We start from the raw sequence: 25,229 nt of genomic DNA on the forward strand, positions 1-25,229 counted from the left end.
GATGCACGGGATCTTCCAATTTCGTTCCCAAACGGTACGCCCAAGCTGAAATCAGCGTTTGCATTGTTATGCAAATTTGCTAGGAGCGATACCGCGTAAATGGACATAAGCGCTCGGGCAATTCGGGCATAACTTCCTCCTGAGATAACTTTTAGTGTGGCAAAAACCTGTAAGATAAGGAAAGTAACTTCTCAATCCACGTACTCTTAAGCGCTGGTCATCACTAAACGAATGCATCTATAGAGACTTTGAGTAAAACACGATTTCGATAAAAAACTCCAAAGGTGTTGGACAATCCAACACCTCCCCACACCAAGTTTCTTGTTTCACTTTATTAAGCTTTGAGGTTTCAAATTGCTGGAGACAAAAGAAGATAAATGAATAACTTGAGTATCAATCTCACCGTCAGCCCGGAATACCAATTCACGATACCCAGGCCCGAGTTCTGCGACTTCCGCTTTCTCACGACCTTGAACAAACTGAACACAAGTTGAAGGACTGCCATAGAAAGCGACCCCCTCTTGTATGGCTGAGAACGTTTGGTGGATGTGTCCAGTGATGACTGCCCGAATAGCAGGGTAGTCTCTCAACCAGGCAAGAAAGGTATCCCGGTCGCGTATTTGGTACTGATCTATCCAAGCACTACCGGTTGGAAGAGCGTGATGGTGCATAAATAATGCAACATGTTGTTCTGAGTGGCGAGTCAATAATGATGTAATTCTTTGGTACTCGTCAGTTCCAATGCCGCCATCATCAAAACCTTGTCGATGAGTATTCACGAAGATAAACAACCAATTACCCAAACGCAACGACTCACAGTAAGGCATGCCTTTCAACTCACTCGTCATATTCTCAAGGTTGTCATGGTTACCAGGCAGGCAATGTGGTTCGTGCACATTATGTTGATGGCATAACGCCTTAAAGTGTTGGTATGACGCGGGAGAGCCATCCTCTGAAATATCTCCCGTGACTACCACTGCATCCGCAGTGGGCGCATTGATCGCCCGCATAGCTTGTGATGATGACTGGTAAGTATTTACGTCTTTTAATTCAAACGAGAGATCCTCTGCTAAGTGTAAGTCGGACACTTGGATTATTCGAACGTCGTTATTAGCCATTAGTTTCTTCCTTCATCCGATTTATTTGAGAAGGGGAGCTTTACACTACTTACTAGAAAGTTGTTGACGGTCGACACCACAATGATAACGCACCCTATTACCGACCATAACGAGAGCGATAGTCTGGAATCGAACCCTTGAAAACAAAGCGTCATCAGTGGGCCAAGCGCTAACAGCACTGAAACGGTGAAAGGTGATGAGTTAATAATCCCTTTCTGAAGGAGCCATAACGGGACGAGAACACCAAAAATCCCAACCAATAACAACCCAAACAGGTCTGGTATAGTTTGAACCGTCAAACTCGGACCATTAAAAGCAGCAAAGCCTGACACTGCTATTAATAGGTAGAAGCGATGAGCCATCAGTTGGCTTGCATCCCAATTCTTGTCTGCTAATCGTTTGGTTGAGAGGGTGGTTAGCACTTGTCCGAAACCACCGATGAGAGCTGCGACCAAACCAACCACGATATGAGTTTGACTGACATTTTGCACAGCGGATTGCTCCGACACGGATGCCCAAGCCAGTACGATGGCCCCAATAATAATCCCCGTGGAGGTGACCACCTGACGCAATGACATTGCTTGTAAGAGGATGAGACCACTCAATACGACAAACAGTGGCCCAATGCCACCCATTAACGCACTGACGATCGCAGGTTCGATATAGCGCAGCGCAAAGTAGTAACCAATCCAGCTCAAACTACTCGCAATATTCAGCAGCAGTAAGGGCCTGATCGAATCACGAGAGATACGGGTTGCTTTGGAACTTTGTGTGATCCTTAGGCGCAACAAGAAAAAGACACTTGTCGCTAAAAAGCTCCAGAACAATAAGGTAAACGGATGCAAGGTTTGAAGTAACCATCCTGATAACACCGCGTTGGCGTTCGCCATTAGTAAAAATGCTAGCACGAACAGCGCGCCAGTTTGCGAATGACTCATGAGCTTTCCTTTACAAAGTGCGCATCTTCATACGCTGAATCGGTATAGAAATCAATTCGTATCTCCTCAAACAGGCGACTCGCCAACTCAATGGCTTCTTGCTGAGATTGGCCAGTCACACCAATATAACCAAACATATCGTTACCCTCGGGAGGACGACGATGTACATCCCCAGGTTTTGCGAGGATGGCCAAATTAAACACTTGTGGATGATTGGTAACGAGATCAGGCACGCGAATATCTTTGATACGACCTTGTCGACTCAGCATCGTTAATCCCACGGCAACTTTTCCGGTCGGAGGCAAGGTTGCGCGCGTTGGTAGCTGATTTGTTGCGACTAGGTAGGCTGTTGTTATTGGACAATAGTCGTAACTTAGTTGCGCCATCTTAGAGAGGCTACCTCCTCCGACCCGCGCGGCGATTTCAACAATATAGGGGAGCCCCTGGTGGAAGCGAAGCTCGGCATGGACTACACCATGTGTTATGCCCTGAGCTTCAACGCCGGCTTGCAAGGCTGCATGCAGTGGGTGTTCGATACAAGTCGTTATCAAAGACATCGAGTTCAACAGAGAGACGATCTGCAATAGAACCGATATGAGCTTTCCCCTCGAAAACCCAGGCTTCGATACAGTGTTCAGAGCCAGATAGATACCCTTCAACCAACATGGCGTTTGGCCCTAGGGCTTCACTGATCGCTTCATGGACACAATAGGAGTAGGCTTGATTGGCCGCACTCGCAACGGGAAAGCGATCTTTGAGTGTCTGCTCATCACGGATTAGGTATACATGTTCTGCATTGCCGCCTAATGTGGGTTTAATGATCACCGGGTAGCCAATAGTTTCAGCGGCCTTCAATCCAGACTCTAGCGAATAACATAACTCGAATTCTGGACTGGGTGCTCTATGGGCGTGATGCGCTTGCCGCATGTAGTATTTATTCCGGCTTTTTGCCGCAGCATCTAACGAAACGCCAGGTAACAATAAATCGTCCGCGATCGCAGCGGCCGACAAAACAGAGGCCTCATCAGTGGTGATTACTGCAGCAAACCCGATCTCCTGATGCCATTGACGAGCTACTTCAACCACTGTGTCTAATGTCTGGGTAGGCAGATATTTCACCCCGGCAAAATGGGGGTATACCGATGCTTGATGTGCCATAGTAAGATGATAAACCTCTGCCCCATTTTGGCGAAAAATATCATAACGAGCATCAAACACAGTGCCCCGAGAAGTGACTTCGATATTCAAGAGTTTCATTTTTTCTTACTCCTCGCTTGCACACATAGTGATTACATCACCGACATTATGTAGCAGGCAATCACTACTCAGGTCATGCTCACTCATCTGTTCCGGTTTAAATTTACCCGTTGTCACAAGGAACCCTTGGAGACCCGCTTGTTTGGCTCCCAGGATATCACTGGACACATCATCTCCAATCACAATGACTTTTTGCTTAGGTAAGCTCATGGATTGCAGAGCCCCCTGAAACATTTGCGGCGCAGGTTTCCCCGTCACTATGGCTTCCTGATCACAAGATCGTTCCAGAGCCAGGGTAAAAGCCCCGCTGTCTAGCCACGTTTTACCATCTCTAAAGAAAAAACGATTTCGGTGAAATGTGATCAGTTGGGCACCATTTCTCATATAGTTGAAAACGCGATTCAGCACGTCATAGTCAAACCCTTTATCCAAATCGCCCATGACAACAAAGGCAGGGTTCTCGGTTGTCTGCGCTATCCCAGCAAACTGATCCTCAATCTCTTCAGGGATCGCAAGATAGCCCGCTTTACCAACGTAGTTTTGCTTAAGAAAATGGACACACGCGCCCACTGAGGTCAGAATCTCGCTATCTTGGACTTCAAAACCTAACTCTCTTAGCACCTTCCCCAATTGCTCAGGTGTTCTTCCTGTCGTGTTGGTAACAAACCGTAGTTGTACACCCATGCTGCGAAGACCGTTCACAGCGTCTGTTGCCCCAGGAAGAGGCTGATTATTGAGAATAAGTGTGCCATCAATATCAAAAATAACACCTTTAAATTGAGTCATAGGAAAAACCTCCTCCGGGCTAAGAAATGATCATTAAGCCTGCATAGACCAGCATAAATACTGAGAAGACATGCTGAAAAAAGTGTTCATTCATCGATTTGAAAATTCGATTACCAATGCTTAGGTACGTGACCGCGGCTACCCCACATGAGATCGCGGTTGTCGCGCTTACCTCTAAGACATTGAGTACACTCAATGTGCTAAGTTGCACCAATCCAAACAACAAATACCCGGTTACAATCCAACTCAAGACCTCTTTCTTATAGTTGTGTTTCGACACCGCATACGCAGAAAGCAGACTGCCACCCATATTTGAAAGGCCATGTACCGCGCCCATGATGAACAAATACGACCGAGAATGACGGGTAATGAATGCCTGTAAACGATTCGAAATGCGAGTGGAAAAACGCGACAGAGCAGCAAAGAGCAGAATCGCTGCGATCCCTTTTTCGTAATAGCATTCGAAGTTATTGCTGAGCAGGTAGTGCTCTTTGAATAATGAGCTCAATGCATCAAACAATGTGCCTTTGTTGACGTCTAGCGGCAGGGCAGGCTGCTGATAAAATTGCGTTGTGAACACTTCAACTCTGTGCACTAAGTGCGTAACTGTGGCTGCTGAACCATCCAAAGACACTAGCGCTAGAGGGACAGTACGCTCACTAAGGTTGGCTTTTTCCACTTGATCGCTGACCGGTGCAAAGTCCGAGTCCAGAATTGGTGATTCTATTGCAGACACATCGCAGAGTACGGTTCTATGCGATAAGTTGTACTCCTCAGGGAGAGATAGAAAATACAACGTTTTTTCTGCTTCTGAAGGGTACTCGTCGTGACGAATCTTCCAACTGCCTAAAACAATAAATTGTGCCATGATTACTTCCCTTCTTGTTGTTGAGCCAAATAGGTATTACGCGCGAAATCGAGTTTAGAAAATAAGTCTTGTTCAAACTCTATGCCTTGCTGGGTCAAGAAATCTTTTACGTAGGCACAAATTACTTCGTACTCATCCATGACTTTTTGGAAGTCAAACATTGTACGAGAGCGGCAGTACTCGACTTCGCATTGAGAAAACGCGTATTTCTCAGGCTCGTCCAAATTCCGGCAAATATCGAAGTACACGCCGAAAATATTACCGGTGTCGAGTGACTCAAAGTTCACATCAAATCGCTTTCTACGAAACGGAGCCATGCGCTTGACTTCGCCTTGCGCCAGTTCCGTTGCTTTGCTTTCAAATTCGGCATCGCTTAATTCGCAGTCATAGTGGATGGTTTCTTTTCTTAGTTCTGTGTTCTCCTCAAACCATTTTTGCTTTACAGCAACTTTGCCGTTTGTTTGTGGAATAAACGAGATGTAGCCTTTCGATGCAGGTTCGATGACTTCAAATAGGTGATTATCGTAATCAAATACCTGAATATCCATATCCAGTTCAGGTACAAAACCAGGCAGTTTTCCTTCAAGATTAATCGAACGATACAACGCCGTATTCAAAGCCCATGTGTCAGGAATATTTTTAAAGGTGTACTTTCGTTCTAATTCCATATCGTGTTTCCAGCGGGTGTACCAACACGTATCATTGAGGAGATGACGGTATTTCAATAATCGAGGGTAAGCTTGCTCTAAGGCGGTTACACAGCGAGTCCATCCGCTCTCTGACGCCTCTGACTCCCACGGCATCTCTGCATACTTGAGGAAAATCGTTCCGTGGTGCGCCGTATCGTTGAAGTGATCATGATATGTTGTTCGATGTTAGTTACGGCGAGCTTTACTTCGTAAAAGTGCTCTAGCCATGTCGACAACTCTTTTTCTGTAACTAACGTCAGTGGAGGCACAGGGTGGTGTTCGGAGAGCATTGCCATATGTCGGAATTTACCTGGTAAGCCTTCCATAGAGTGAAGCATCTCAGTCATCATACGGACTCCACGCAATCGACTAAGGATGGAACTTCCATCTGGTTTCGTTGCTTCAGTCTATCGTGAAAGTCGATATGTATACGCGACTCAATCGGTCCATCCGCACTTTGATATTTGCCGTCATACAACTCAACCTCACCAGAGGTATGCCAGAACATCATTTGACCAATATTCATGCCGTAATACACTTTAACCGGGTGAATACAAAACAGTTGAATAGTCCACTTTCCAACAAAACCAATATCACCAAGGGGCGCGGAGAGGTTGATGAACATCCCCATACGAGCAACAGATGAACGAGCAGCGTAGGTTGGTACAAAGTTTTCACTGCCCATTGTTTCAATCGTCTCGGCGAGATAAAGTTTGCGAGGTTGCAAAACCAGTCCGTCATCTCCAAGGGTTATTTCGTCGACCGGGTTCTCTTTCGCAGGGTCGATCAAATCATTTCGGTATACTTTTAACTTTCTACCCAAACGGAAGTTATAGCTGTTTGGGTTTACATTCTCTTTTAAAAACGGCGAGACAATAATCTCCTTACTATTGACTCGTTTTTCTATCTCTTTACCTGTTAAAATCATCAGTTTTCCTCACATTAGCCTTTAAAGTCTTGATGGATCCTCGACGCAATTACATTTCTCGACCCTTGGTAACGTCCTGCGTAATGGGATAAGTCACCGAAGTTCTCCCAAAAACAAATTTTGCCTATCTTCATACCGGGATAAACGACAATGGGTTGGGCTACTAAGATTTCTAGAGTCCAGTTAATCATCGCACCGGTATGGCCAAGAGGCGCACTGGTTTGAATGAACATTCCACATCCCGCAGTAGAAAAATTGGCGTAAAGCTCGCTAGCACAGGTGTGACTGCCCATTTTTTCGAGCGTGGACGCCAGATAAAAACAATCTGGGTTCAAGACATAGCCCGTGGTAGGAATTTTGATTTTTCGATTCTTGTTCTGTACCAAGGAATCAACTACATCATTGGTATATTCGATCAACGTATCACTTAAATGAAATGAATAAGAATTCACATCTAGATCGTTTTCATCAAATGGAAATATCTCAACATCCCCACTTTCAACTAAAGTTCTTATTTTTCTTGAAGTAAGAATCATTTTAAAGGATCATCTTCATATATCTTAAAGGAGACGAGCAAAATCTGATAAATTTAGCGTAATCACAATACTCGTCGATTAGTTTATTTTTCAATCAATATGATTGATAAGGCAACCTAAATCGATCAATGTATAATCAACACAAGCAAGTATGATAAACATCAGAGTTATTCTTGTAAAGAAATAAAATTCACATTAATTGCATTGATATTCTCCAAATTAAGAGTTCGGTCAATCCTGATTGACAAAAAAGTGTAGTGGTACTTCAGTTTTGGGATTAAAACTAATCAAAAAATAGGCTGTGTTTTGACCTGATATTCAGAAATGTAGGGCAAGTTATGATGGGATTTATTGGTTAAAAACCAAACTATCACGCTTATGAGGCAAGGCTATTTAGAGCGTTAGTTAGATACCGCATTCTTTGTGGTGAATCCAGCATAAAGTAAATCTGCGAACACAGCTCTCTGATGCAAGCTTTTGTAAAACTCCTATCAAAATCGCCACTTGAAGCAACGTTAGTATCCTGCATTTTGGGATACAAAAAGTTATTCAAGGACAGCTAAATTAGAAAAACCACTGATAAGTTTATGTCCAATTGCGAGTTAGCACCCTACTCTTTATCCAACAAAAAAGGCCTCGCTATTGCGAGGCCTTTGGTTTTCTATCTAATCAGTAGTGATTACTCACGCAAAGACGCACCGAACTTCTCAGATACGTGAGCTACGATAGCGTCAACCGCACCAGCGATGTCTGCATCTTCAAGCGTGCGCTCTACAGATTGTAGTGTTAGTGCGATTGCTAGGCTCTTCTTACCTTCTTCAACGCCTTTACCAACGTAAACGTCGAACAGTTTCGCGTCTTTCAGGAACTCGCCACCTTGCTCTAGACACGCTGCAACGATGTCGCCAGAAGCTACTGCTTCATCAACAACGACCGCGATGTCACGACGGTTAGATGGGAACTTAGAAAGCTGAACTGCTTCAGGAATCACTTTAGTGTTGATTGCAGACCATTCCACTTCGAATACGATAGTACGGCCGTTTAGACCAAACTTACGCTCAAGCTCAGGATGAACGGTACCAATCACACCAACTTGCTTGCCATCAACGATAATAGCTGCAGATTGACCTGGGTGAAGCGCAGGATTCGCTGCTTTGTCTTCAGCTGAAAGCGCTGCGAAAGAGTAAGCTACTTCGTTTGCTGTTAGCTCAAGAACCGCTTCTAGATCGCCTTTCAGATCAAAGAAATCAACGGTGTTAGTTTCAATGTCCCAGTGCTCTTCGCTGCGAGTACCTGCGATAACACCTGCAAGCATAGGCTCTTGGCGCATACCGTTTTCAGCAGACTCACAAGGGATGAAACGTAGGCCGTATTCGAATAGACGAACACGTGGCTGTTGACGTTTCTGGTTGTGAACCACAGTGTTTAGTAGACCTTGGATTAGGCCTAGGCGCATTGCTGACATATCCGCAGAGATTGGGAATGGCAGGATTAGCGGCTCAACACCTGGAACAACAAGCTTTTGCTGCTCTGGTTCAACAAAGCTGTAAGTAATCGCTTCTTGGTAACCACGGTCAACCAGTAGGGTACGAACGCGTTTAAGCGGAATGTTCGCTTCAACGTGGTCGTGCATCTTAAGTGCTGCTGCTGGATTTTGGTTAGGAATGTTATCGTAACCGTAGATGCGACCGACTTCTTCAATTAGGTCTTGCTCGATAGCAATGTCAAAACGCCATGCCGGCGCTGTGGCGACCCAGCCAGATTCGGTTGTTTCTACCGTTAAACCTAAACGTTCTAGAATTTCAATCACATCACGATCAGCGATATGATGCCCAAGCAGGTTATCTAATTTAGTCCGACGTAGTGCGACTGTATTTGGCGTTGGTAAGTCAGTTTCAGATTCAACCGCAACGACGGGAGCCACTTGGCCTCCACAAATTTCCACGAGCAGTTCTGTTGCACGTTCCATGGCACTTGCTTGCAATGCGTAATCCACACCGCGCTCGAAACGCATTGACGAATCAGTATGCAGACCGTAGCTACGTGCGCGGCCACGAATATGGTCTGGTGCAAAGAATGCGCACTCCAACAGCACATCTTTCGTTTGATTGGTCACACCAGACTCTTCACCACCAAAGATACCAGCGATAGCAAGCGCTTTGTTTTGGTCTGCGACAACTAGGGTATCTGCGTTTAGCTCAGCTTCGTTGCCGTCTAGAAGAGTGAGCTTCTCGCCCTGCTCTGCCATACGTACTACGATGCCACTTTCAATCTTAGCTAGATCGAATGCATGCATTGGCTGGCCTTGCTCTAGAAGAACAAAGTTAGTGATATCAACAACTGGATCGATAGAGCGAATACCACAACGGCGCAGTTTCTCTTGCATCCACAGTGGCGTTTCCGCTTGAACGTTTACGTTCTTAACCACACGGCCAAGATAACGTGGACATGCAGCAGGTGCTTTCACTTCGATAGAAATCGTGTCGTCAATCACTGGCGCAACTGGGTTAACCGCAGGCTCAGTCACGTCAGTACGGTTGAGTACGCCAACTTCACGCGCCATACCACGGATGCTGAAACAGTCAGCGCGGTTAGCCGTTAGGTCTACGTCTACCGTTACGTCGTCAAGACCTAGGAATTCGCGGAAATCAGTACCGATTACAGCGTCTTCTGCTAGCTCCATGATGCCATCAGATTCAACGTCAATACCTAGCTCAGAGAATGAACACAGCATGCCGTGTGATGGTTGACCACGTAGTTTTGCTTTTTTGATTTTGAAATCGCCGGGCAGAACAGCACCAACGGTCGCAACCGCAACGTTGATACCTAGGCGGCAGTTAGGTGCGCCACAAACGATGTCTAGTAGTTCTTCCGCGCCGACATCTACTTTAGTGACACGTAGTTTGTCAGCGTCTGGGTGTTGACCACACTCAACCACTTTACCGACTTTAACGCCAGTGAAAGAACCAGCAACAGGCAGTACGTCGTCTACTTCTAGACCCGCCATTGTGATTTGGTGTGTAAGTTCGTCAGTCGATACCGTAGGGTTTACCCACTCACGAAGCCAAGATTCGCTAAATTTCATTGTGATGTATCCCCTGGATTACTTGAACTGTTTTAGGAAACGAAGGTCGTTCTCGAAGAACGCACGAAGATCGTTTACGCCGTAACGAAGCATAGTTAGACGCTCAACGCCCATACCAAATGCAAAACCAGAGTATTTCTCAGGGTCGATACCAACGCTGCGAAGTACGTTCGGGTGGACCATCCCACAACCTAGAACTTCAAGCCATTTACCGTTCTTACCTTTCACGTCAACTTCAGCTGAAGGCTCAGTGAATGGGAAGTAAGAAGGACGGAAACGAACTTCAACTTCTTCTTCAAAGAAATTACATAGGAAGTCGTGCAGGATGCCTTTAAGCTGTGCGAAGTTTACGTTCTCGTCGACTAGCATGCCTTCCACTTGATGGAACATTGGCGTGTGCGTTTGGTCGTAGTCGTTACGGTAAACACGGCCCGGTGCGATGAAGCGGAATGGTGGTTTACCCTTTTCCATCGTACGGATCTGAACGCCAGACGTGTGAGTACGTAGCATGAGATCTGGGTTAAAGAAGAAGGTGTCATGGTCAGTACGCGCTGGGTGATCTTCTGCGATGTTCAGTGCATCAAAGTTATGGAATGCATCTTCAATCTCAGGACCAGACTCAGTGTTAAAGCCTAGCTCACCAAAGAACTGTTCAATACGTTCAACGGTACGAGTAACAGGGTGAAGACCGCCATTCTCGATACGACGACCCGGCAGGGTAACATCGATAGTTTCTTCAGCCAGCTTCGCTTCTAGCTCTGCACGTTGCAGTGCGTCTTTGCGTGCGGCAATCGCTTGTTGAACTGCCCCCTTCGCTTTGTTGATCTCTTGACCAGCAGTACGGCGCTCTTCTGGTGGCAGTTTACCTAGGCTTTGAAGTTGAGCCGTTAGCTCACCTTTCTTACCCAGATACTGAACACGCACTTCATCAAGTGCGACTAACGAATCTGCAGCGTCAATTGCCGCGTTCGCGTTAGCAATGATCTCTTCTAGATGTTGCATCGTTTCCTCATCTACCTTTGGTTGTATCCACAAGGTTTCCCGGACGGGATTTTTAGTCGTTTTAATAGCGCTACATAGTAACCAAAGCGACGTCTAAATCCAATCTGAAATCCATATTCCTTTCTTCCATCAGCAAAAAAACACGGGTACGATTCGCTGACATCATTTTGTTCCCTCATTGTTTGTCGCTAGCGGGTGACGATAAGAGTCACTAAGGTCTATTGGTCAATGCTTCCGCTGACCATGCTACACTCAGACAGAGTGTGACAATCAAGATAAATCGATGCAAAAATTCCTCCCTATTTTTATCCTTGGCGTCATTGCCTTAAACACCGCAGTCAAGGCGAACAACTATGAGACCGAAACCATTGCGACAGATCTCCGTGTTCCTTGGGGAATGACATTTGTCGATGCCGACACATTACTGATCACCGAAAGAAACGGTGGGATCCTCTCGATAAACATACTCACGGGTAAAAGGTCGACCATGCTAAGCATACCGAGTGATCTCGTTGCTCAAGGTCAAGGGGGATTGCTCGATATCGCGGTATCGCCTTTTGAAACCGGTGTCGTGTACCTGACCTACAGTAAGCGTATTGGCCACGTTACAGAAACAGCATTGGCCTCTGCAAACTTCCTTGATGGGCAACTGTCAGAGTGGCGCGATCTCTTAGTGACTCGCTCTGCTTCTGCAACCCATCGCCACTTTGGAAGCCGACTTACCTTTGATAACCAATACATATTTATGAGCGTCGGCGACCGCGGCGAAAGAAACAACGCTCAAGACCTTGCGACCCATGCCGGAACCATTCTTCGCCTGATGCCAGATGGTTCAGCGGTTCAATCGAATCCGTTTTATGACCACCACAATACCCAAGCCGAAATATGGAGCTTCGGCCATCGCAACCCTCAAGGACTTTACTTTGACACACATACAAAACGTCTTTGGGCCATAGAACATGGACCCAGAGGTGGAGATGAAATTAACCTGATTAAAAAAGGGGCAAATTACGGCTGGCCAAAGACTTCACATGGCCAAGAATATTGGGGGCCGATTGCTGTAGGAGAATCGCGAGAAAAACAGGGTATCGAGTCTCCAGTCAAAGTCTATGTTCCATCCATCGCCCCGTCCAGTTTGCTGCTTTATAGAGGAGGCAACTATCCTGAGCTCAATGGAAAGCTATTGGCCCCCGCTCTTAAACTCACTCATATCAATGTCATTACGCTCGACAAGAATAATCAAGCGGTAGACGAACGTCGCATTTTAGACGGCCTTGGAGAGCGGATTCGTCACATCATTGTAAGCCCTAACGACAAACTGATATTCAGTACAGACAGAGGCAATATCTATCGTTTAACACCCACAGCCCGACAGCCAGCGGAATAAACTAAAGCTTAAGATACTCCAGCAATTCATCCTTTAGGCCGCGTAATACGCCCTCTTGAGGCTTGGTATGAGATAACGTTCTTATTCCGTATATCCCCATAACGAGAAACTGAGCCAGTTGCGCAGCTGACTTATTGAGGGTGAGATCACCACTTTGCTGCCCTTCTTTAATCTTTGCTTCAATAGATTGTTGCCAATCTTGAAGCATTACCCCAATTAAGGTTTCTATCTCATCATCTTGCTGAGCCAATTCACTCAATGACTTTTGCAGTAAGCAGTCTTTGATAGTATCCGTTTCACATTCGTCAACAACGTTGCTGAGGTAAGCAGCTAAACCACTTAAGATCGTCGGCTGGCTATCAAATAAGAGAGTAAACTCTTTGGTTCTGTCATCACAGTACTGGGAAAGAGCCGCAATCAATAAACCTCGTTTATTTTCAAACGCGCAATAAAGAGATCCAGGGTGGAGTCCAGTCACCGCTTTAAGATCTTGCATACTCGTCTTAGCGTAGCCTTTCGCGACAAACGCCTCCATCGCAAATCGTAGTACTTCTTCTCGATCAAACTCTGCACTGCGCATGTTTCTACATTATCCAATTGACCATTATTTGGGGATTTTACCGCATTTTGAATGAACATTCAAAATACTAGTTGAACGCCTATTCAAAATAAGATAAGTTGAATGGACGTTCAAGATAAGACATCAATGAAGGAACAGTATGGATATTCTATTTCAACCCGCCGAGCTCAACAACACTATCACACTCAGCAATCGCATTATTATGGCTCCCCTAACCCGATGCATGGCTGATGACGCTTTGGTGCCGACCAAAGCCATGGTTGATTACTATGCGCGTCGAGCCGACACCGGCTTGATCATTAGTGAGGCAACCATCATACGACCTGATGGGCAAGGCTACCCTAATACTCCGGGCATTTACACTAGCGAACAGATCCTTGGTTGGCGAAAGGTCACTGATGCGGTCCACAGCAAAGGTGGTAAAATCTTTGTTCAGCTGTGGCATACCGGCCGCGTCGCCCACCCTTACTTTTTCGATGGTGATTTTGTTTTGGCTCCTTCTGCCCTTGCTATTAAAGGGACAGTTCCACGAATGCGTGAATTAGAATATACGTTACCAAAACCTGCCACTGGGGAAGAGATAGAGCAACTCGTAAAGGATTACAAACAAGCCGCGATCAATGCAATGGAAGCGGGATTTGATGGCGTGGAAATACACGGAGCAAATGGCTACTTGATCGATCAGTTTCTCCACTTTAGCAGTAACCAGCGTAATGATGAATTTGGCGGCAGCCCCGAAAATATGGCCCGTTTTCCACTTCAGGTAATCGATGCCGTCATTGATGCCATTGGCCAAGACAGAACCGCATTGCGTCTCTCTCCAGGGGCCTACTTTAATATTGACGAAGACCCTCAAGATCGTCAGGTGTTTGATTACTTACTTCAGCAACTAGAAACCCGAGATATCGCCTATCTTCACGTTGGCGTTTTTGACGATAGTTTGGCATTTGAATACCTCGGAGGCACAGCCTCTGAGTACATACGCACGCACTACAGCAAAACACTCATGGGAGTAGGTGGTTTTACGCCTGAAACGGGCAGCCAAGCATTGCACGAAGGTCGGTTTGATTTACTGGCAATAGGTAGGCCATTGATCGCAAATCCTGATTACGTTGCTAAAATCAAACAAGGCTCAGAACTCACTCGTTACTCCGACGAAATGCTCGCCGAACTGTACTGATCACTCAAGATAATGGGGGCCCAATGCTAAGGCCCTCTTTAAGAAGAAAGAATAAAAAAAGCCCTAGACGATGGTCTAGGGCTTTCAATATTGTGGAGCGACACACGAGGTTCGAACTCGTGACCTCAACCTTGGCAAGGTTGCGCTCTACCAACTGAGCTAGTGTCGCATTATATAAGGTTAGATGGTGCCCCGGGCCGGACTTGAACCGGCACAGCGCGAACGCCGAGGGATTTTAAATCCCTTGTGTCTACCAATTCCACCACCAGGGCACACAAATCTAAATTTGTGATGGAGACACCATCTGGATACTAAACTGTTAATATCCTAAAACTGGAGCGACACACGAGGTTCGAACTCGTGACCTCAACCTTGGCAAGGTTGCGCTCTACCAACTGAGCTAGTGTCGCAAATGGAGGCGCGTCCCGGAGTCGAACCGAGGTCCACGGATTTGCAATCCGCTGCATAGCCACTCTGCCAACGCGCCTTACTTGTCCCAGAAGCCAAACTCTATGTTTACCTTCCTCTTGGGTACGGAGAGAATTGTACGGATTCGGACTACTGAGTCAACCCTATTTTTAATTTTTTGAATCGTTTGTCTAATTAACACTCAAAACCTTCCAATTTTCTCAGTTTACTATCAGAAATCGTTAGATTTTAACTAAGTAAACAAGCAAAAACTGAGGCTAGGAGTAGCATACGGCCTAGGCTGATTTGGTTTAATGATGTTCTTCATTAAGTAAATCATCTTTTGCGGCAAGGAGGTACTGCGCCATAGACCAATAGGTCAGCACAGTTGCAATATACAGCGTCGCGTAGCCAAGCCAGACCATCCAATCGTCGTATCGCCAGATAAGGACCCAAAGAGCAAACATTTGGCTAAGCGTTTTTACTTTGCCCACCCAAGAAACCGCAACGCTGGCTCGTTTGCCAATTTCAGCCATCCACTCTCGAAGCGCAGAAATGATGATTTCGCGTGCAATCATGGTGACCGCAGGAATAGTGATCCAGATAGAATGGTAATATTCCGTGACCAAAATAAGCGCTGTTGCCACCAAAACTTTATCCGCAACCGGATCAATAAAAGCGCCAAAACGGGAAGTTTGACCTAGCTTTCTCGCAAGCATTCCGTCCAGCCAGTCAGTAAACCCTGCAACCCAGAATACCATTGCTGCCGCAAATGGTGACCAACTGTATGGCAGGTAAAAAACCACGACAAATACTGGAATAAGGAAAAGTCGTAACAAAGATAAAATGTTAGGGATATTTAAACGCATATTTATTGGGGCTCTTATCGTTTGCGTATTGCTCTGTTCACTGCTCAAACAGGGCTCTTATGGTGCGGGATTTTTCCTATTGTTTCAATGCTTGATAAATATTTTCTGCTAAAGAAACACTGATGCCAGGCACTTTAGCGATTTCTTCTACCGTTGCGCGCTGAAGTTCCCGCAATCCCCCCATGTATTTAAGCAAGGACTGACGACGCTTAGGCCCAACTCCTTCGATCCCTTCTAACACACTGGTTTTTCGAGTTTTTCCACGCTTTGCTCTATGACCTGCTATCGCGTGATTATGACTTTCATCACGAATATGTTGCATTAAATGCAGAGCCGGAGCGTCACTGGGGAGATGAAACTCCTCGCCATCGGACGAGAGTAATGTTTCCAACCCGGGCTTTCGGGTGACACCTTTCGCAATACCAATCAAACGAGGTCGTTTAGGCCAATCTATCCAGTATCGGGTGATAATCTCCAATGCTCGGTTCAGTTGCCCTTTACCACCATCAATAAACACGATATCTGGTATTTTGTCCACCTCAAGCTGTTTAGAGTACCTACGGTCCAATGCCTGTGCCATCGCGGCATAGTCGTCACCACCTGTAATACCGCTGATATTATAGCGGCGATACTCTTGCTTAACTGGGCCTTCATGATTGAACACTACGCAAGAAGCTATTGTACTTTCCCCCATAGTGTGAGAGATATCAAAACATTCCATGCGCCCAATCGGATCCATAGCCAATACGTCACCAAGCTCTTTGAAACGCTGAGAAATGGTCATCTTATGATTAATTTTTGTGGTAATTGCACTTAAGGCATTGGTGTTTGATAGCTTAAGGTAGCGTCCACGCATGCCCTTTGGACTTATATGAAATTGAATATTGCGGCCAGCAATATCACTCAAAGCTTGCCCTAAGGATGGCAAGTCATCGAATAAAGAATCGTTGATGACAATCCTGCCTGGAATGGTACGAGATTCATTATGATTGAGATAATACTGTGTTAGAAAACTGCTAAACACCTCTTTCTGATTCGTTTGATTTGGTATTTTAGGAAAATGACTGCGGCTTCCTAAAATCTTACCCTGACGTATCATCAAAATATGAATACAAGCGACGCCCTTTTCTTGCGCAAATCCCAATACATCCATCTCCTCTTGCGAGTTATCACAAACGGACTGTTGTTCCTGAACGCGCCGAATCGCCTGTATTTGGTCTCTTAAAACCGCAGCGTCCTCAAACCTAAGTGACGCACTGGCCGCTTCCATTTTTTCTACCAACATAGTCAGTACTTGTTGATCTTTTCCCTGCAGAAATAAGCGTACTAAATCCACCAGTTCAGTGTAATCTTCATCAGAAATAAGCCCACTGACACAAGGTCCAGCACAACGACCAATTTGATACATTAAACAAGGGCGAGTGCGATTCCGATACACCGTATCTTCACATTGCCTTACAGAGAAAATTTTTTGAATGAGGTGTAAGGTTTCCCGAACCGCACCCGAATCAGGATAAGGTCCAAAGTACTCGCCTTTGCGCTTTTTTGCCCCTCTGTGCATTGATAACCTTGGATGCACGTGTCCGCTGATAAAAATATAAGGATAGGATTTATCGTCACGCAACAAGACGTTGTACTTAGGAAGGTATTGCTTTATGTAGTTATGCTCAAGAATCAATGCTTCCGTTTCAGTGTGCGTAACGGTCACATCGATTTTGGCGATATTACTGACTAAGGCTTGAGTTTTTTCACTGTCAACTTTACGACGAAAATAACTGGAAAGGCGTTTTTTGAGATCTTTCGCTTTACCCACATATATGATCACAGCCTCAGCGTTATACATCCTGTATACACCGGGCTGATTAGTCACCGTGCGCAAAAAAGAAACCGAGTCAAACGTCGTATTCACTACAACGTCTCGGTGTTTAACATTCCATGACGAATAGCGAGATGAGTCAGCTCAACATCACCACTAATATCCAGTTTGCTGAACAAGCGATAACGATAGCTATTAACCGTTTTAGGGCTGAGATTGAGTTGCTCAGAGATGTCTGTCACTTTCTGACCTTTTGTAATCATCATCATGATCTGCAACTCACGCTCAGAGAGATCGGCGAATGGGTTTTCAGAAGCTGGTGAGAACTGACTTAAAGCCATTTGCTGAGCAATCTCTGGAGAAATATAGCGTTGACCGCTATTCACCACACGAATCGCGTTGACCATTTCATCTGGCCCTGCTCCTTTAGTCAGGTAGCCAGACGCTCCTGCCTGCATCACTTTAGTCGGAAACGGATTCTCCGTATGAACAGTTAACACGATAATTTTCAAATCTGGGTTGAAACGCAGGATCTTCTTGGTGGCTTCCAAGCCACCAATACCCGGCATATTCATATCCATCAAAATGACATCAGCATGATTGCCTCGACACCACTTCGTGGCGTCTTCACCGCTTTCAGCTTCCCCTGCTACGTTCATTCCACGGACGTCTTCAATAATACGTCGTATCCCTGTGCGAACCAGCTCGTGATCATCTACAAGGAAAACACTTATCAAACTTGTATCTCCACACTTTTAAATTTTGGCTCTACACCCACTCTAGCCAGTGGACGTTTCATTAATGTGCATTCTAACTCAAATTGCACCGTTTTCTTACCCTGAATATGTGCTCAAACGCAAACTTTAGCAAGTACTTATTTTTGTATCTGCTGTCACCCATGCAATAAACATAAAAATCAATAGCTTGTTAAGCAAATCATGAGTCTTACTTAAAGCATGGACATCCGCTCAAAAGCTCCCCAGATTCATTGTAATTATGAGTAATACGACTTAACTCTATCCACTAAAATATGTACAGCCGCCGCTCCACTGAATTTCTTGGGTAATACAACCCATCATCGCGTTCTCGATAGGGATATCTATTATTAATCAATCTGCAGATTATGCTAAGCTGATGAGACGCAATATCAATGAACCTATCGTTTCCATTTCAGAGCAGTACTCATGTCTATTCAACACGGTTTTTTACTCACTCGACACGCTAGAGATATTGCTGGCTCAACGCAAATCGATTTATGGTTAACCACAGACCAAGGGCCAGTAGCGTTGTCGATAACCGGTGAAAGACCTGTATTCTTTATTGCTCAATCCGAGTTAGCTTCGGCGCAAAACATCGCAATCAGCGCCTCAATCTTTGCCGAAATCACCGCCCTACCTCTGCGGGATTTCAACGGTATAGAGGTGGCGGCGTGCTACTGTCGAACCGTAAAAGAAAGCCGATTATTAGTCCAAAGATTTAAAAACCAAGAGATCAATGTGTTGGAAGACGACATCCGTCTTGCTGATCGTTATCTGATGGAGCGCTTTATCAAGGGAGGGATTGCATTTACTGGAACGCAAAACACTCAGTCCAGCTTTACGCAATTCTCAAATGTTCGCTGCCGCCCAGACAACTACACCCCAAATATGAAGGTGGTCTCTCTTGATATCGAATGCTCAGAGAAAGGGATATTGTATTCAGTGGGGCTTGACAGTCCCATGGATAGCCGAGTCATTATGATAGGCAGACCAGAAATCGCGGAAACAAAAATTGACTGGGTTTCTACTGAGAAAGATCTTCTCATTGCCCTTTTAGCTTGGTTTGAAAAATTTGACCCCGATATCATTATTGGCTGGAACGTTATTGATTTCGATTTTCGTTTGCTGCATAAACGAGCCGAATGGAATCAGATTAAACTCACGCTAGGGCGAGGAAAACAAGCCAGTTTCTTTCGCATATCAAAGACAACCAATCAGGCGTTTATTTCGATTCCCGGACGCGTTGTTATCGACGGTATCGATGCCTTAAAAACCGCCACCTACCATTTTAAAAGCTGGTCCTTGGAATCGGTTTCTCAGCAGCTACTCGGGGAAGGCAAACAAATTAATAATGTTCATGATCGCATGAATGAGATCAACAATATGTTCAGGCGTGACAAACCTTCACTGGCAAAATACAACCTAAAGGATTGTATACTGGTTAATAAGATCTTCGACAGTACTGATTTACTGGAATTTTCTATCGAGCGCTCAAGGTTAACTGGCATCGAATTAGATCGTGTCGGAGGCTCTGTCGCTGCCTTTACCAACCTCTATTTACCCCAAATCCATCGGGCCGGCTACGTGGCCCCAAACCTCGATGCTCAAAACTGGGTCGCGAGTCCAGGGGGGTATGTCATGGATTCGGTACCCAATCTTTATGACTCGGTGCTGGTCCTTGACTTCAAAAGCCTTTACCCGTCGATAATACGCTCATTTCTTATTGACCCTTTGGGCTTGATTGAAGGGTTAAAGTTAGAAACGGGCAAACTGGAACATCAAGCTGTAGAAGGTTTTAGAGGGGGTCAGTTCCATCGCCATCAACACTTTCTTCCAGACATGATTGAGACACTTTGGGCGGCAAGAGATACAGCAAAGCGCAATAACGCCATGGCCTTTTCACAAGCGATCAAGATCATCATGAATTCATTTTATGGTGTCTTAGGTTCTTCAGGTTGCCGCTTTTTTGATACACGGCTGGCATCAAGTATTACCATGCGTGGGCACGAAATCATGAAACAAACCAAACAGTTGATTGAAAGCCGTGGGTATCACGTTATTTATGGTGATACCGATTCAATCTTCGTCTCTCTAAACGGCCAGTGCTCGCAGAGAGAAGCCGACAAGATCGGGAATGACTTGGTTAACTATATCAACACGTGGTGGAACGAGCACCTCAAGGAGGTTTACAATCTTACTTCGATGTTGGAAATCGAATATGAAACCCATTATAAGAAGTTTCTTATGCCGACCATTCGCGGTCAAGAAACGGGCTCGAAGAAGCGCTATGCTGGACTGGTTGGAGAAGGAAACGAAGAACAACTTGTTTTTAAAGGCCTAGAAAGTGCCCGTACAGATTGGACACCGCTCGCGCAGCGTTTCCAACATCAGCTCTATTCCATGATTTTCCGCAATCAGGACCCAAGTCATTACATCAGAGATATCGTCGAGCGGACCTCGTCAGGTGAATTTGATGATGAACTCGTTTATCAAAAAAGGCTGAGAAGGCGATTGCATGACTATCAAAAAAACATCCCGCCTCAGGTTCGTGCAGCACGTTTAGCGGATGAAATCAACGGCCAACTTGGCCGCCCACTTCAATACCAGAATAAAGGCAATATCGAATATGTCATCACTCTGTCCGGTCCAGAACCCAAAGAGTACCGCCGAAGTGAAATCAACTATCAGCACTATATTGATAAGCAACTAAAGCCAGTTGCCGATGCTATTCTACCTTTTGTTGGTCTCGACTTTGCTTCTCTAAGTGAGCCACAACTCGGGCTATTCTAATCGGTACAATAGACGTTGCTAGCCAATTTTGAACTCCGTCTTTTTGTACTGTTGAACTAACCATTCGCCAAACCCATCTAAGATGCCAATGACCGAGCGTTTGGCGATAACCCGTCCAGATAAAAGGATGCCCAGTCTTTCAATCTCAATTTTCTTTTCCGGAAAATAGCGTAGAAAGTGGCTCCCACATTCAATCGGATCGTCAAACCAATTTTTATCTTTGTACATGACAAGTGAGTAGCTTGCTCGAAGTAGTTTTTTCGCTATGATTTTCTGTGTTTTAATTTGCTCTTGCTCTGATGCAGAGCGAACGATGCGGTTTCGATAGACGGAGACCCAATCTTCCACATCCATATTCCAGTGCTTCGCGATTTCCCAACTCGGCTCGTAGTCACCAAAACATTCAGATAGATCCTCACCGTACACACACACTGAGCAATGACGAAGCTGAAATCCCCACGAAAAAATGCTGTCTAAACTGGCAACGTCTTGAACTCGCGTATTTTTCAATGACACTTCAGTAATAAACGGATGAGACTTTTGAAAGCGCCATTTAATGGAATTAAACAACGTTGTTCTGGTGTCACTAAAACTCTCATGCGTCACCACAAGGACATCTAAGTTCGATACATTCGGCTTGCCTCGCTTGCGTGCGATGCTACCGTAAATGTAAATGCTATGAAGATTGTCTGCGAGCCCTCCTTTAAGAAAAGTGACAAGATCATGGATGGCCGGCTGATACCGTTCCTGAAAAGGTTGTTTAGGGTCGATGACTGAAAGATGCATTTCTTTGATAACAATATGTTTAGTCGTCAGATACCCTAATGTTCGCCTACAAGGTGATACGAATCAAGATATTCCTTCCGTCAGACACTATGTATATAATACAGAGACTCGATTTGATATTAAGGAAATACCTGTATGCCAAAGGCAAGTGAGCTAAAAAAAGGTTTTGCGATTGAATCTCAAGGCAAGACGCTGTTGATTAAAGACATTGAAATCACCACGCCTGGAGGTCGCGGAGGCGCAAAGATTTACAAGTTACGCTGCAATGAGCTTTCAACGGGCACACGAGTTGATGAACGTTTCAAGTCAGATGATGTCGTAAACACGGTAGACATGCATAAACGTGGGGTTTCTTTCTCCTACATCGACGGAGACGAGTATATCTTTATGGACACTGAAGATTACAGTCAATACACATTCAAGCGCGCGGAAATCGAGGATGATTTACTGTTGATCACTGAAGAAATTCAAGGTCTACACGCGATTATTGTCAATGGTAATGCTGTTGGCTTAGAGCTTCCTGCTTCAGTCGAAATGGTGATTGAAGAAACAGATCCATCAATAAAAGGAGCTTCCGCGTCTGCACGCACCAAGCCAGCTCGCTTTTCTACTGGCCTAGCCGTTCAGGTGCCTGAGTATATTGCAACGGGTGATCGCATCATCATCAATACAGCAGAACGCAAATACATGAGTCGAGCTTAATCATGACTGAACTTATTTCATACGACGATACCATCGAAACCGCCTATGACATCTTTTTGGAAATGGCGCCAGACAGCCTAGAGCCCGCCGACGTTATCATTTTTACAGCACAATTTGATGAACATGGTGCCGCTGAACTGGTTGAAATCGGAGACGATTGGTCTGAGGAGGTCGGCTTCGACGTGGATAAAACACTCTATGCCGAAGTACGGATAGGACTGGTCAATGAAGACAATGATGTCTTGGATGACATTTTCGCAAGATTATTGATATGTCGTGACCCAAGTCAACAATTTTGCCATATTCTTTGGAAGCGAGACTGAAACGTCCAAATATAAGGAAAAATGACAGCTAAAAGACGAATCACGACCTTTTTCGTCTTTTAGCCGCTTAGCATTTTCCAACGACAACGCAACCGCGTTTGGAGCAGAGAGTGCCTTCTCGTTAGTCTTTTAAGCCCGTCGTTTCTACGCGGGCTTTTAATTTCTGGCCTGGGCGAAAAGTAACCACGCGACGAGCACTGATTGGAATGTCTTCACCCGTTTTGGGGTTTCGACCTGGACGTTCGTTTTTCTCTCGAAGATCAAAGTTACCAAAGCCAGACAGTTTTACCTGTTCGCCACTTTCCAGAGCCTTACGAATTTCTTCGAAAAACGCTTCAACCGTTTCCTTGGCATCCCGTTTACTGTATCCGAGCTTTTCAAACAGGTTTTCAGCCAAATCGGCCTTTGTGAGCGCCATAAAACTTTCCTCAAAGCTGTATTTAACATTGCTGCCAAAACGGCAGCGCCAAAGCATTTTGTCCAGCCAATCAACAACATATCGGCTTTACTTGGGAAAGTGTATGCCAACCTTATGATTTTCGCCAACTTTTTTATTAATTGAACGCAAAATAACCCGTAAAATCAGCACTATAGAGCAGTTTCAATTTAGAATATTACCTCCGGATAACGCTAGTATTAGTCAAAACCTCAAAAGATTTATCTATATTTTTGAATATAAATCGAATGATATTCCCATTTAATGACAAAAAAGTTAATACCTTAAATCACTTAAAATCTTCAGGGAATCTCGTTCAGTCACCGCCCATTTGTGGGCAACTTGTCCAAAAGACTCAGAACAAGGCCGTATCGCCCGTTGACACACTTGAATAATGAACCTATTTCATCGCACTGTCTTTTGGGGCACAAGTCTTTCACTAGAAGGCTCCAACTTTGGCACTCATTATGCTTAAGCAAACAAAGTGGCAAAATTTTGTCTTGCCGCATTCAGGCCTTAGGGCCTGTCAAGTTAATGGAGGCTGTTTATGAACATTCATCGCCATACTTATTATCGACTGATTCATCATGGCATTAAGAGTTTACTCGTTGAACGAATTGGGCATTTTACTGAGAACGAGTATCACGACTACCTCAATCATATGACGGGCAAATCCAGCTGTTTTTCGATGACGGATGAGGAGTTACAAGTGGCTGTCATAAACCTGAGGGATGAAGGCTACCTCGGTGACATGAAAGTGCCACACAATAGCCTCCGAATACCTCAGTAATGCCTTTACGTCAGTTTGGAATTTATCCTCTGAGCTGACGGAATCAACAGAAGTTTGTTTCAGATTGTCTCTAAAGGCTTTGTCAATCATCCATATTTCGTTAGACTGGAGGTAATTTTAGAATTTGCAGATCGAAAAAATGAAACAACTGATTGATTTTATTCCACTGATTATCTTTTTTGCCCTTTACAAAATGTACGATATTTATACGGCTACTGGGGCGCTGATTATAGCCACAGCAATCCAAGTGGTTGTGACCTACGCTATTTACAAAAAAGTTGAAAAAATGCAATTAGTCACTTTTGTCATGGTTGCTCTGTTTGGTGGGATGACTATTTTTCTGCATGATGACAACTTCATTAAGTGGAAAGTCACCATTGTTTACGCTCTCTTTGCCATTGGCCTAGCGGTTAGCCATGCGATTGGTAAGTCAGCCCTTAAAAGCATGCTGGGGAAAGAAATCAGCTTACCTGATGCGGCATGGACTAAAATCACTTGGGCTTGGGTTGCGTTCTTTTGTTTTTGTGCCGGCCTGAATATTTATGTCGCATTTGAGTTGCCTCTCGATGTTTGGGTGAACTTCAAGGTATTTGGCTTACTAGCAGCAACTTTTGGTTTCACTCTGTTGACAGGAATTTACATCTATAAGCATTTGCCTAAGGATAAATCTCAGGCAAATTCTGGTGAATAGCGCTCCTTTATTGATATAATTGTTTTTTATCTTCTTTGAGTTAGCAGCGGCCATTTGGCCGCTGCTTCGTTTTTATGGATATCGATATGAGCCAACTAACCACCTCTCCGCGTGGGCAATTACTTCTTCGTACCTTAGCCATGCCTGCTGATACCAATGCCAATGGTGATATTTTTGGTGGCTGGATCATGTCCCAACTCGATCTTGCAGGTGGTATTCTCGCCAAGGAAATTTCGCGTGGAAGAATCGTCACAGTATCCGTTTCCAGTATCACGTTTAAAAAGCCCGTTAAAGTTGGCGATGTCGTTTGCTGCTATGGCGAATGTACCAAGATTGGCACCACTTCGATGAGTATCGACCTTGAAGTATGGGTAAAACCTGTCAAAGAACATGGTGTAGAAGATCGTTTTATGGTTTGTGACGCAACATTTAACTACGTGGCTATTGATAGCGAGGGCAGACCTAGACCCATCAAACCACACTGAATTCACAATTTAAGTTCGGAC

Annotated in this window: 26 protein-coding genes and 4 tRNA genes; 8 read left to right on the forward strand and 22 right to left on the reverse strand. The window is 45.0% G+C overall.

The window, feature by feature from the left end:
- Positions 1-326: 326 nt before the first annotated feature.
- The 12 genes from HLM86_RS11710 to pheS all read right to left on the reverse strand — a co-directional run bounded on the left by HLM86_RS11710 (position 327) and on the right by pheS (position 11,207).
- Positions 327-1,118, reverse strand: a complete 792-nt coding sequence (locus HLM86_RS11710) for a metallophosphoesterase (RefSeq protein ID WP_170882901.1) — start codon at positions 1,116-1,118, stop codon at positions 327-329.
- Positions 1,118-2,056 carry a DMT family transporter gene (locus HLM86_RS11715; RefSeq protein WP_170882902.1) on the reverse strand — a complete coding sequence of 313 codons (939 nt, stop codon included), beginning with the start codon at positions 2,054-2,056 and terminating at the stop codon, positions 1,118-1,120. Before HLM86_RS11715 ends, HLM86_RS11710 begins: the two co-directional genes overlap by 1 nt.
- Positions 2,053-2,613, reverse strand: a complete 561-nt coding sequence (locus HLM86_RS11720) for a hypothetical protein (protein WP_170882903.1) — start codon at positions 2,611-2,613, stop codon at positions 2,053-2,055. Before HLM86_RS11720 ends, HLM86_RS11715 begins: the two co-directional genes overlap by 4 nt.
- A complete protein-coding gene (locus HLM86_RS11725) occupies positions 2,552-3,313 on the reverse strand; it encodes an ATP-grasp domain-containing protein (protein ID WP_170882904.1) in 762 nt (253 codons plus the stop codon). Before HLM86_RS11725 ends, HLM86_RS11720 begins: the two co-directional genes overlap by 62 nt.
- Positions 3,314-3,319: 6 nt before the next feature.
- Positions 3,320-4,099 carry a TIGR01458 family HAD-type hydrolase gene (locus HLM86_RS11730; RefSeq protein WP_170882905.1) on the reverse strand — a complete coding sequence of 260 codons (780 nt, stop codon included), beginning with the start codon at positions 4,097-4,099 and terminating at the stop codon, positions 3,320-3,322.
- Between the two features lie 19 nt (positions 4,100-4,118).
- Positions 4,119-4,967, reverse strand: coding sequence for a hypothetical protein (locus tag HLM86_RS11735; protein ID WP_170882906.1), 849 nt, complete (start codon positions 4,965-4,967; stop codon positions 4,119-4,121).
- A gap of 2 nt (positions 4,968-4,969) precedes the next feature.
- Entirely contained in the window at positions 4,970-5,770 is an 801-nt protein-coding gene (locus tag HLM86_RS11740; RefSeq protein WP_217702169.1) for a hypothetical protein, read from the reverse strand.
- Entirely contained in the window at positions 5,722-6,006 is a 285-nt protein-coding gene (locus tag HLM86_RS11745; protein ID WP_170882908.1) for a hypothetical protein, read from the reverse strand. The genes HLM86_RS11740 and HLM86_RS11745 overlap by 49 nt, the downstream gene beginning before the upstream one ends.
- The gene (gene dcd, locus HLM86_RS11750; protein WP_170882909.1) at positions 6,003-6,584 is read right to left on the reverse strand and encodes a dCTP deaminase; all 582 of its coding nucleotides are present in this window, start codon (positions 6,582-6,584) and stop codon (positions 6,003-6,005) included. Before dcd ends, HLM86_RS11745 begins: the two co-directional genes overlap by 4 nt.
- A gap of 14 nt (positions 6,585-6,598) precedes the next feature.
- Positions 6,599-7,120 (reverse strand): dCTP deaminase, encoded by a 522-nt coding sequence (locus HLM86_RS11755; protein WP_170882910.1) that lies wholly within the window; start codon positions 7,118-7,120, stop codon positions 6,599-6,601.
- 679 nt (positions 7,121-7,799) lie between these two features.
- Positions 7,800-10,205 (reverse strand): phenylalanine--tRNA ligase subunit beta, encoded by a 2,406-nt coding sequence (gene pheT, locus HLM86_RS11760; protein ID WP_076586867.1) that lies wholly within the window; start codon positions 10,203-10,205, stop codon positions 7,800-7,802.
- Between the two features lie 18 nt (positions 10,206-10,223).
- Positions 10,224-11,207 carry a phenylalanine--tRNA ligase subunit alpha gene (gene pheS, locus HLM86_RS11765; RefSeq protein ID WP_076586869.1) on the reverse strand — a complete coding sequence of 328 codons (984 nt, stop codon included), beginning with the start codon at positions 11,205-11,207 and terminating at the stop codon, positions 10,224-10,226.
- A 283-nt stretch (positions 11,208-11,490) separates the two neighbouring features.
- On the opposite strand from pheS, the gene HLM86_RS11770 reads away from it, so the two are divergent.
- A complete protein-coding gene (locus HLM86_RS11770) occupies positions 11,491-12,594 on the forward strand; it encodes a PQQ-dependent sugar dehydrogenase (RefSeq protein ID WP_076586871.1) in 1,104 nt (367 codons plus the stop codon).
- A gap of 1 nt (position 12,595) precedes the next feature.
- On the opposite strand, the gene HLM86_RS11775 is transcribed toward HLM86_RS11770, so the two are convergent.
- Positions 12,596-13,174, reverse strand: a complete 579-nt coding sequence (locus HLM86_RS11775) for a TetR/AcrR family transcriptional regulator (protein ID WP_076586873.1) — start codon at positions 13,172-13,174, stop codon at positions 12,596-12,598.
- A gap of 139 nt (positions 13,175-13,313) precedes the next feature.
- Between HLM86_RS11775 and HLM86_RS11780 the strand changes: the two genes are divergently transcribed.
- A complete protein-coding gene (locus HLM86_RS11780; protein ID WP_076586875.1) occupies positions 13,314-14,354 on the forward strand; it encodes an alkene reductase in 1,041 nt (346 codons plus the stop codon).
- 93 nt (positions 14,355-14,447) lie between these two features.
- On the opposite strand, the gene HLM86_RS11785 is transcribed toward HLM86_RS11780, so the two are convergent.
- The 7 genes from HLM86_RS11785 to uvrY all read right to left on the reverse strand — a co-directional run bounded on the left by HLM86_RS11785 (position 14,448) and on the right by uvrY (position 18,184).
- Positions 14,448-14,523 (reverse strand) — tRNA-Gly (locus HLM86_RS11785).
- 16 nt (positions 14,524-14,539) lie between these two features.
- Positions 14,540-14,626: transfer RNA gene (locus HLM86_RS11790), tRNA-Leu, on the reverse strand.
- 62 nt (positions 14,627-14,688) lie between these two features.
- Positions 14,689-14,764 (reverse strand) — tRNA-Gly (locus tag HLM86_RS11795).
- 3 nt (positions 14,765-14,767) lie between these two features.
- Positions 14,768-14,841: transfer RNA gene (locus HLM86_RS11800), tRNA-Cys, on the reverse strand.
- 232 nt (positions 14,842-15,073) lie between these two features.
- Positions 15,074-15,631 carry a CDP-diacylglycerol--glycerol-3-phosphate 3-phosphatidyltransferase gene (gene pgsA, locus HLM86_RS11805; protein WP_076586876.1) on the reverse strand — a complete coding sequence of 186 codons (558 nt, stop codon included), beginning with the start codon at positions 15,629-15,631 and terminating at the stop codon, positions 15,074-15,076.
- A 76-nt stretch (positions 15,632-15,707) separates the two neighbouring features.
- Positions 15,708-17,540: an excinuclease ABC subunit UvrC gene (uvrC, locus tag HLM86_RS11810; protein WP_076586878.1), complete on the reverse strand. Its 1,833-nt coding sequence runs from the start codon at positions 17,538-17,540 to the stop codon at positions 15,708-15,710.
- On the reverse strand, positions 17,540-18,184 hold the full coding sequence (gene uvrY / locus HLM86_RS11815) for a UvrY/SirA/GacA family response regulator transcription factor (protein WP_076586880.1): 645 nt from the start codon (positions 18,182-18,184) through the stop codon (positions 17,540-17,542). Before uvrY ends, uvrC begins: the two co-directional genes overlap by 1 nt.
- A gap of 447 nt (positions 18,185-18,631) precedes the next feature.
- Here uvrY and HLM86_RS11820 point away from each other — a divergent pair, with 447 nt between their 5' ends.
- Positions 18,632-20,995, forward strand: a complete 2,364-nt coding sequence (locus tag HLM86_RS11820; RefSeq protein WP_076586882.1) for a DNA polymerase II — start codon at positions 18,632-18,634, stop codon at positions 20,993-20,995.
- Between the two features lie 18 nt (positions 20,996-21,013).
- Here the strand turns inward: HLM86_RS11820 and HLM86_RS11825 are convergent, their stop codons facing one another.
- Complete coding sequence (locus HLM86_RS11825; protein ID WP_076586884.1) at positions 21,014-21,781, reverse strand: nucleotidyltransferase domain-containing protein; 768 nt, start codon at positions 21,779-21,781, stop codon at positions 21,014-21,016.
- 135 nt (positions 21,782-21,916) lie between these two features.
- Between HLM86_RS11825 and efpL the strand changes: the two genes are divergently transcribed.
- Together efpL and HLM86_RS11835 are read left to right on the forward strand one after the other, a co-directional pair.
- Positions 21,917-22,483, forward strand: a complete 567-nt coding sequence (efpL, locus tag HLM86_RS11830) for an elongation factor P-like protein EfpL (RefSeq protein ID WP_076586886.1) — start codon at positions 21,917-21,919, stop codon at positions 22,481-22,483.
- Positions 22,484-22,485: 2 nt separating this feature from the next.
- Positions 22,486-22,806 carry an HI1450 family dsDNA-mimic protein gene (locus HLM86_RS11835; RefSeq protein WP_076586888.1) on the forward strand — a complete coding sequence of 107 codons (321 nt, stop codon included), beginning with the start codon at positions 22,486-22,488 and terminating at the stop codon, positions 22,804-22,806.
- Between the two features lie 121 nt (positions 22,807-22,927).
- Here the strand turns inward: HLM86_RS11835 and ihfA are convergent, their stop codons facing one another.
- The gene (gene ihfA, locus HLM86_RS11840) at positions 22,928-23,224 is read right to left on the reverse strand and encodes an integration host factor subunit alpha (RefSeq protein WP_076587566.1); all 297 of its coding nucleotides are present in this window, start codon (positions 23,222-23,224) and stop codon (positions 22,928-22,930) included.
- 565 nt (positions 23,225-23,789) lie between these two features.
- On the opposite strand from ihfA, the gene HLM86_RS11845 reads away from it, so the two are divergent.
- The 3 genes from HLM86_RS11845 (at position 23,790) to yciA (ending at position 25,208) form a co-directional block, all read left to right on the forward strand.
- Positions 23,790-24,032 (forward strand): hypothetical protein, encoded by a 243-nt coding sequence (locus HLM86_RS11845; RefSeq protein WP_076586890.1) that lies wholly within the window; start codon positions 23,790-23,792, stop codon positions 24,030-24,032.
- A gap of 139 nt (positions 24,033-24,171) precedes the next feature.
- Positions 24,172-24,723: a septation protein A gene (locus HLM86_RS11850; RefSeq protein WP_076586892.1), complete on the forward strand. Its 552-nt coding sequence runs from the start codon at positions 24,172-24,174 to the stop codon at positions 24,721-24,723.
- 86 nt (positions 24,724-24,809) lie between these two features.
- A complete protein-coding gene (gene yciA, locus HLM86_RS11855; protein WP_076586895.1) occupies positions 24,810-25,208 on the forward strand; it encodes an acyl-CoA thioester hydrolase YciA in 399 nt (132 codons plus the stop codon).
- Positions 25,209-25,229 lie beyond the last annotated feature (21 nt).

Origin of the sequence: Vibrio ostreicida (genome assembly GCF_013074385.2) — a bacterium.
Taxonomy (GTDB): domain Bacteria; phylum Pseudomonadota; class Gammaproteobacteria; order Enterobacterales; family Vibrionaceae; genus Vibrio; species Vibrio ostreicida.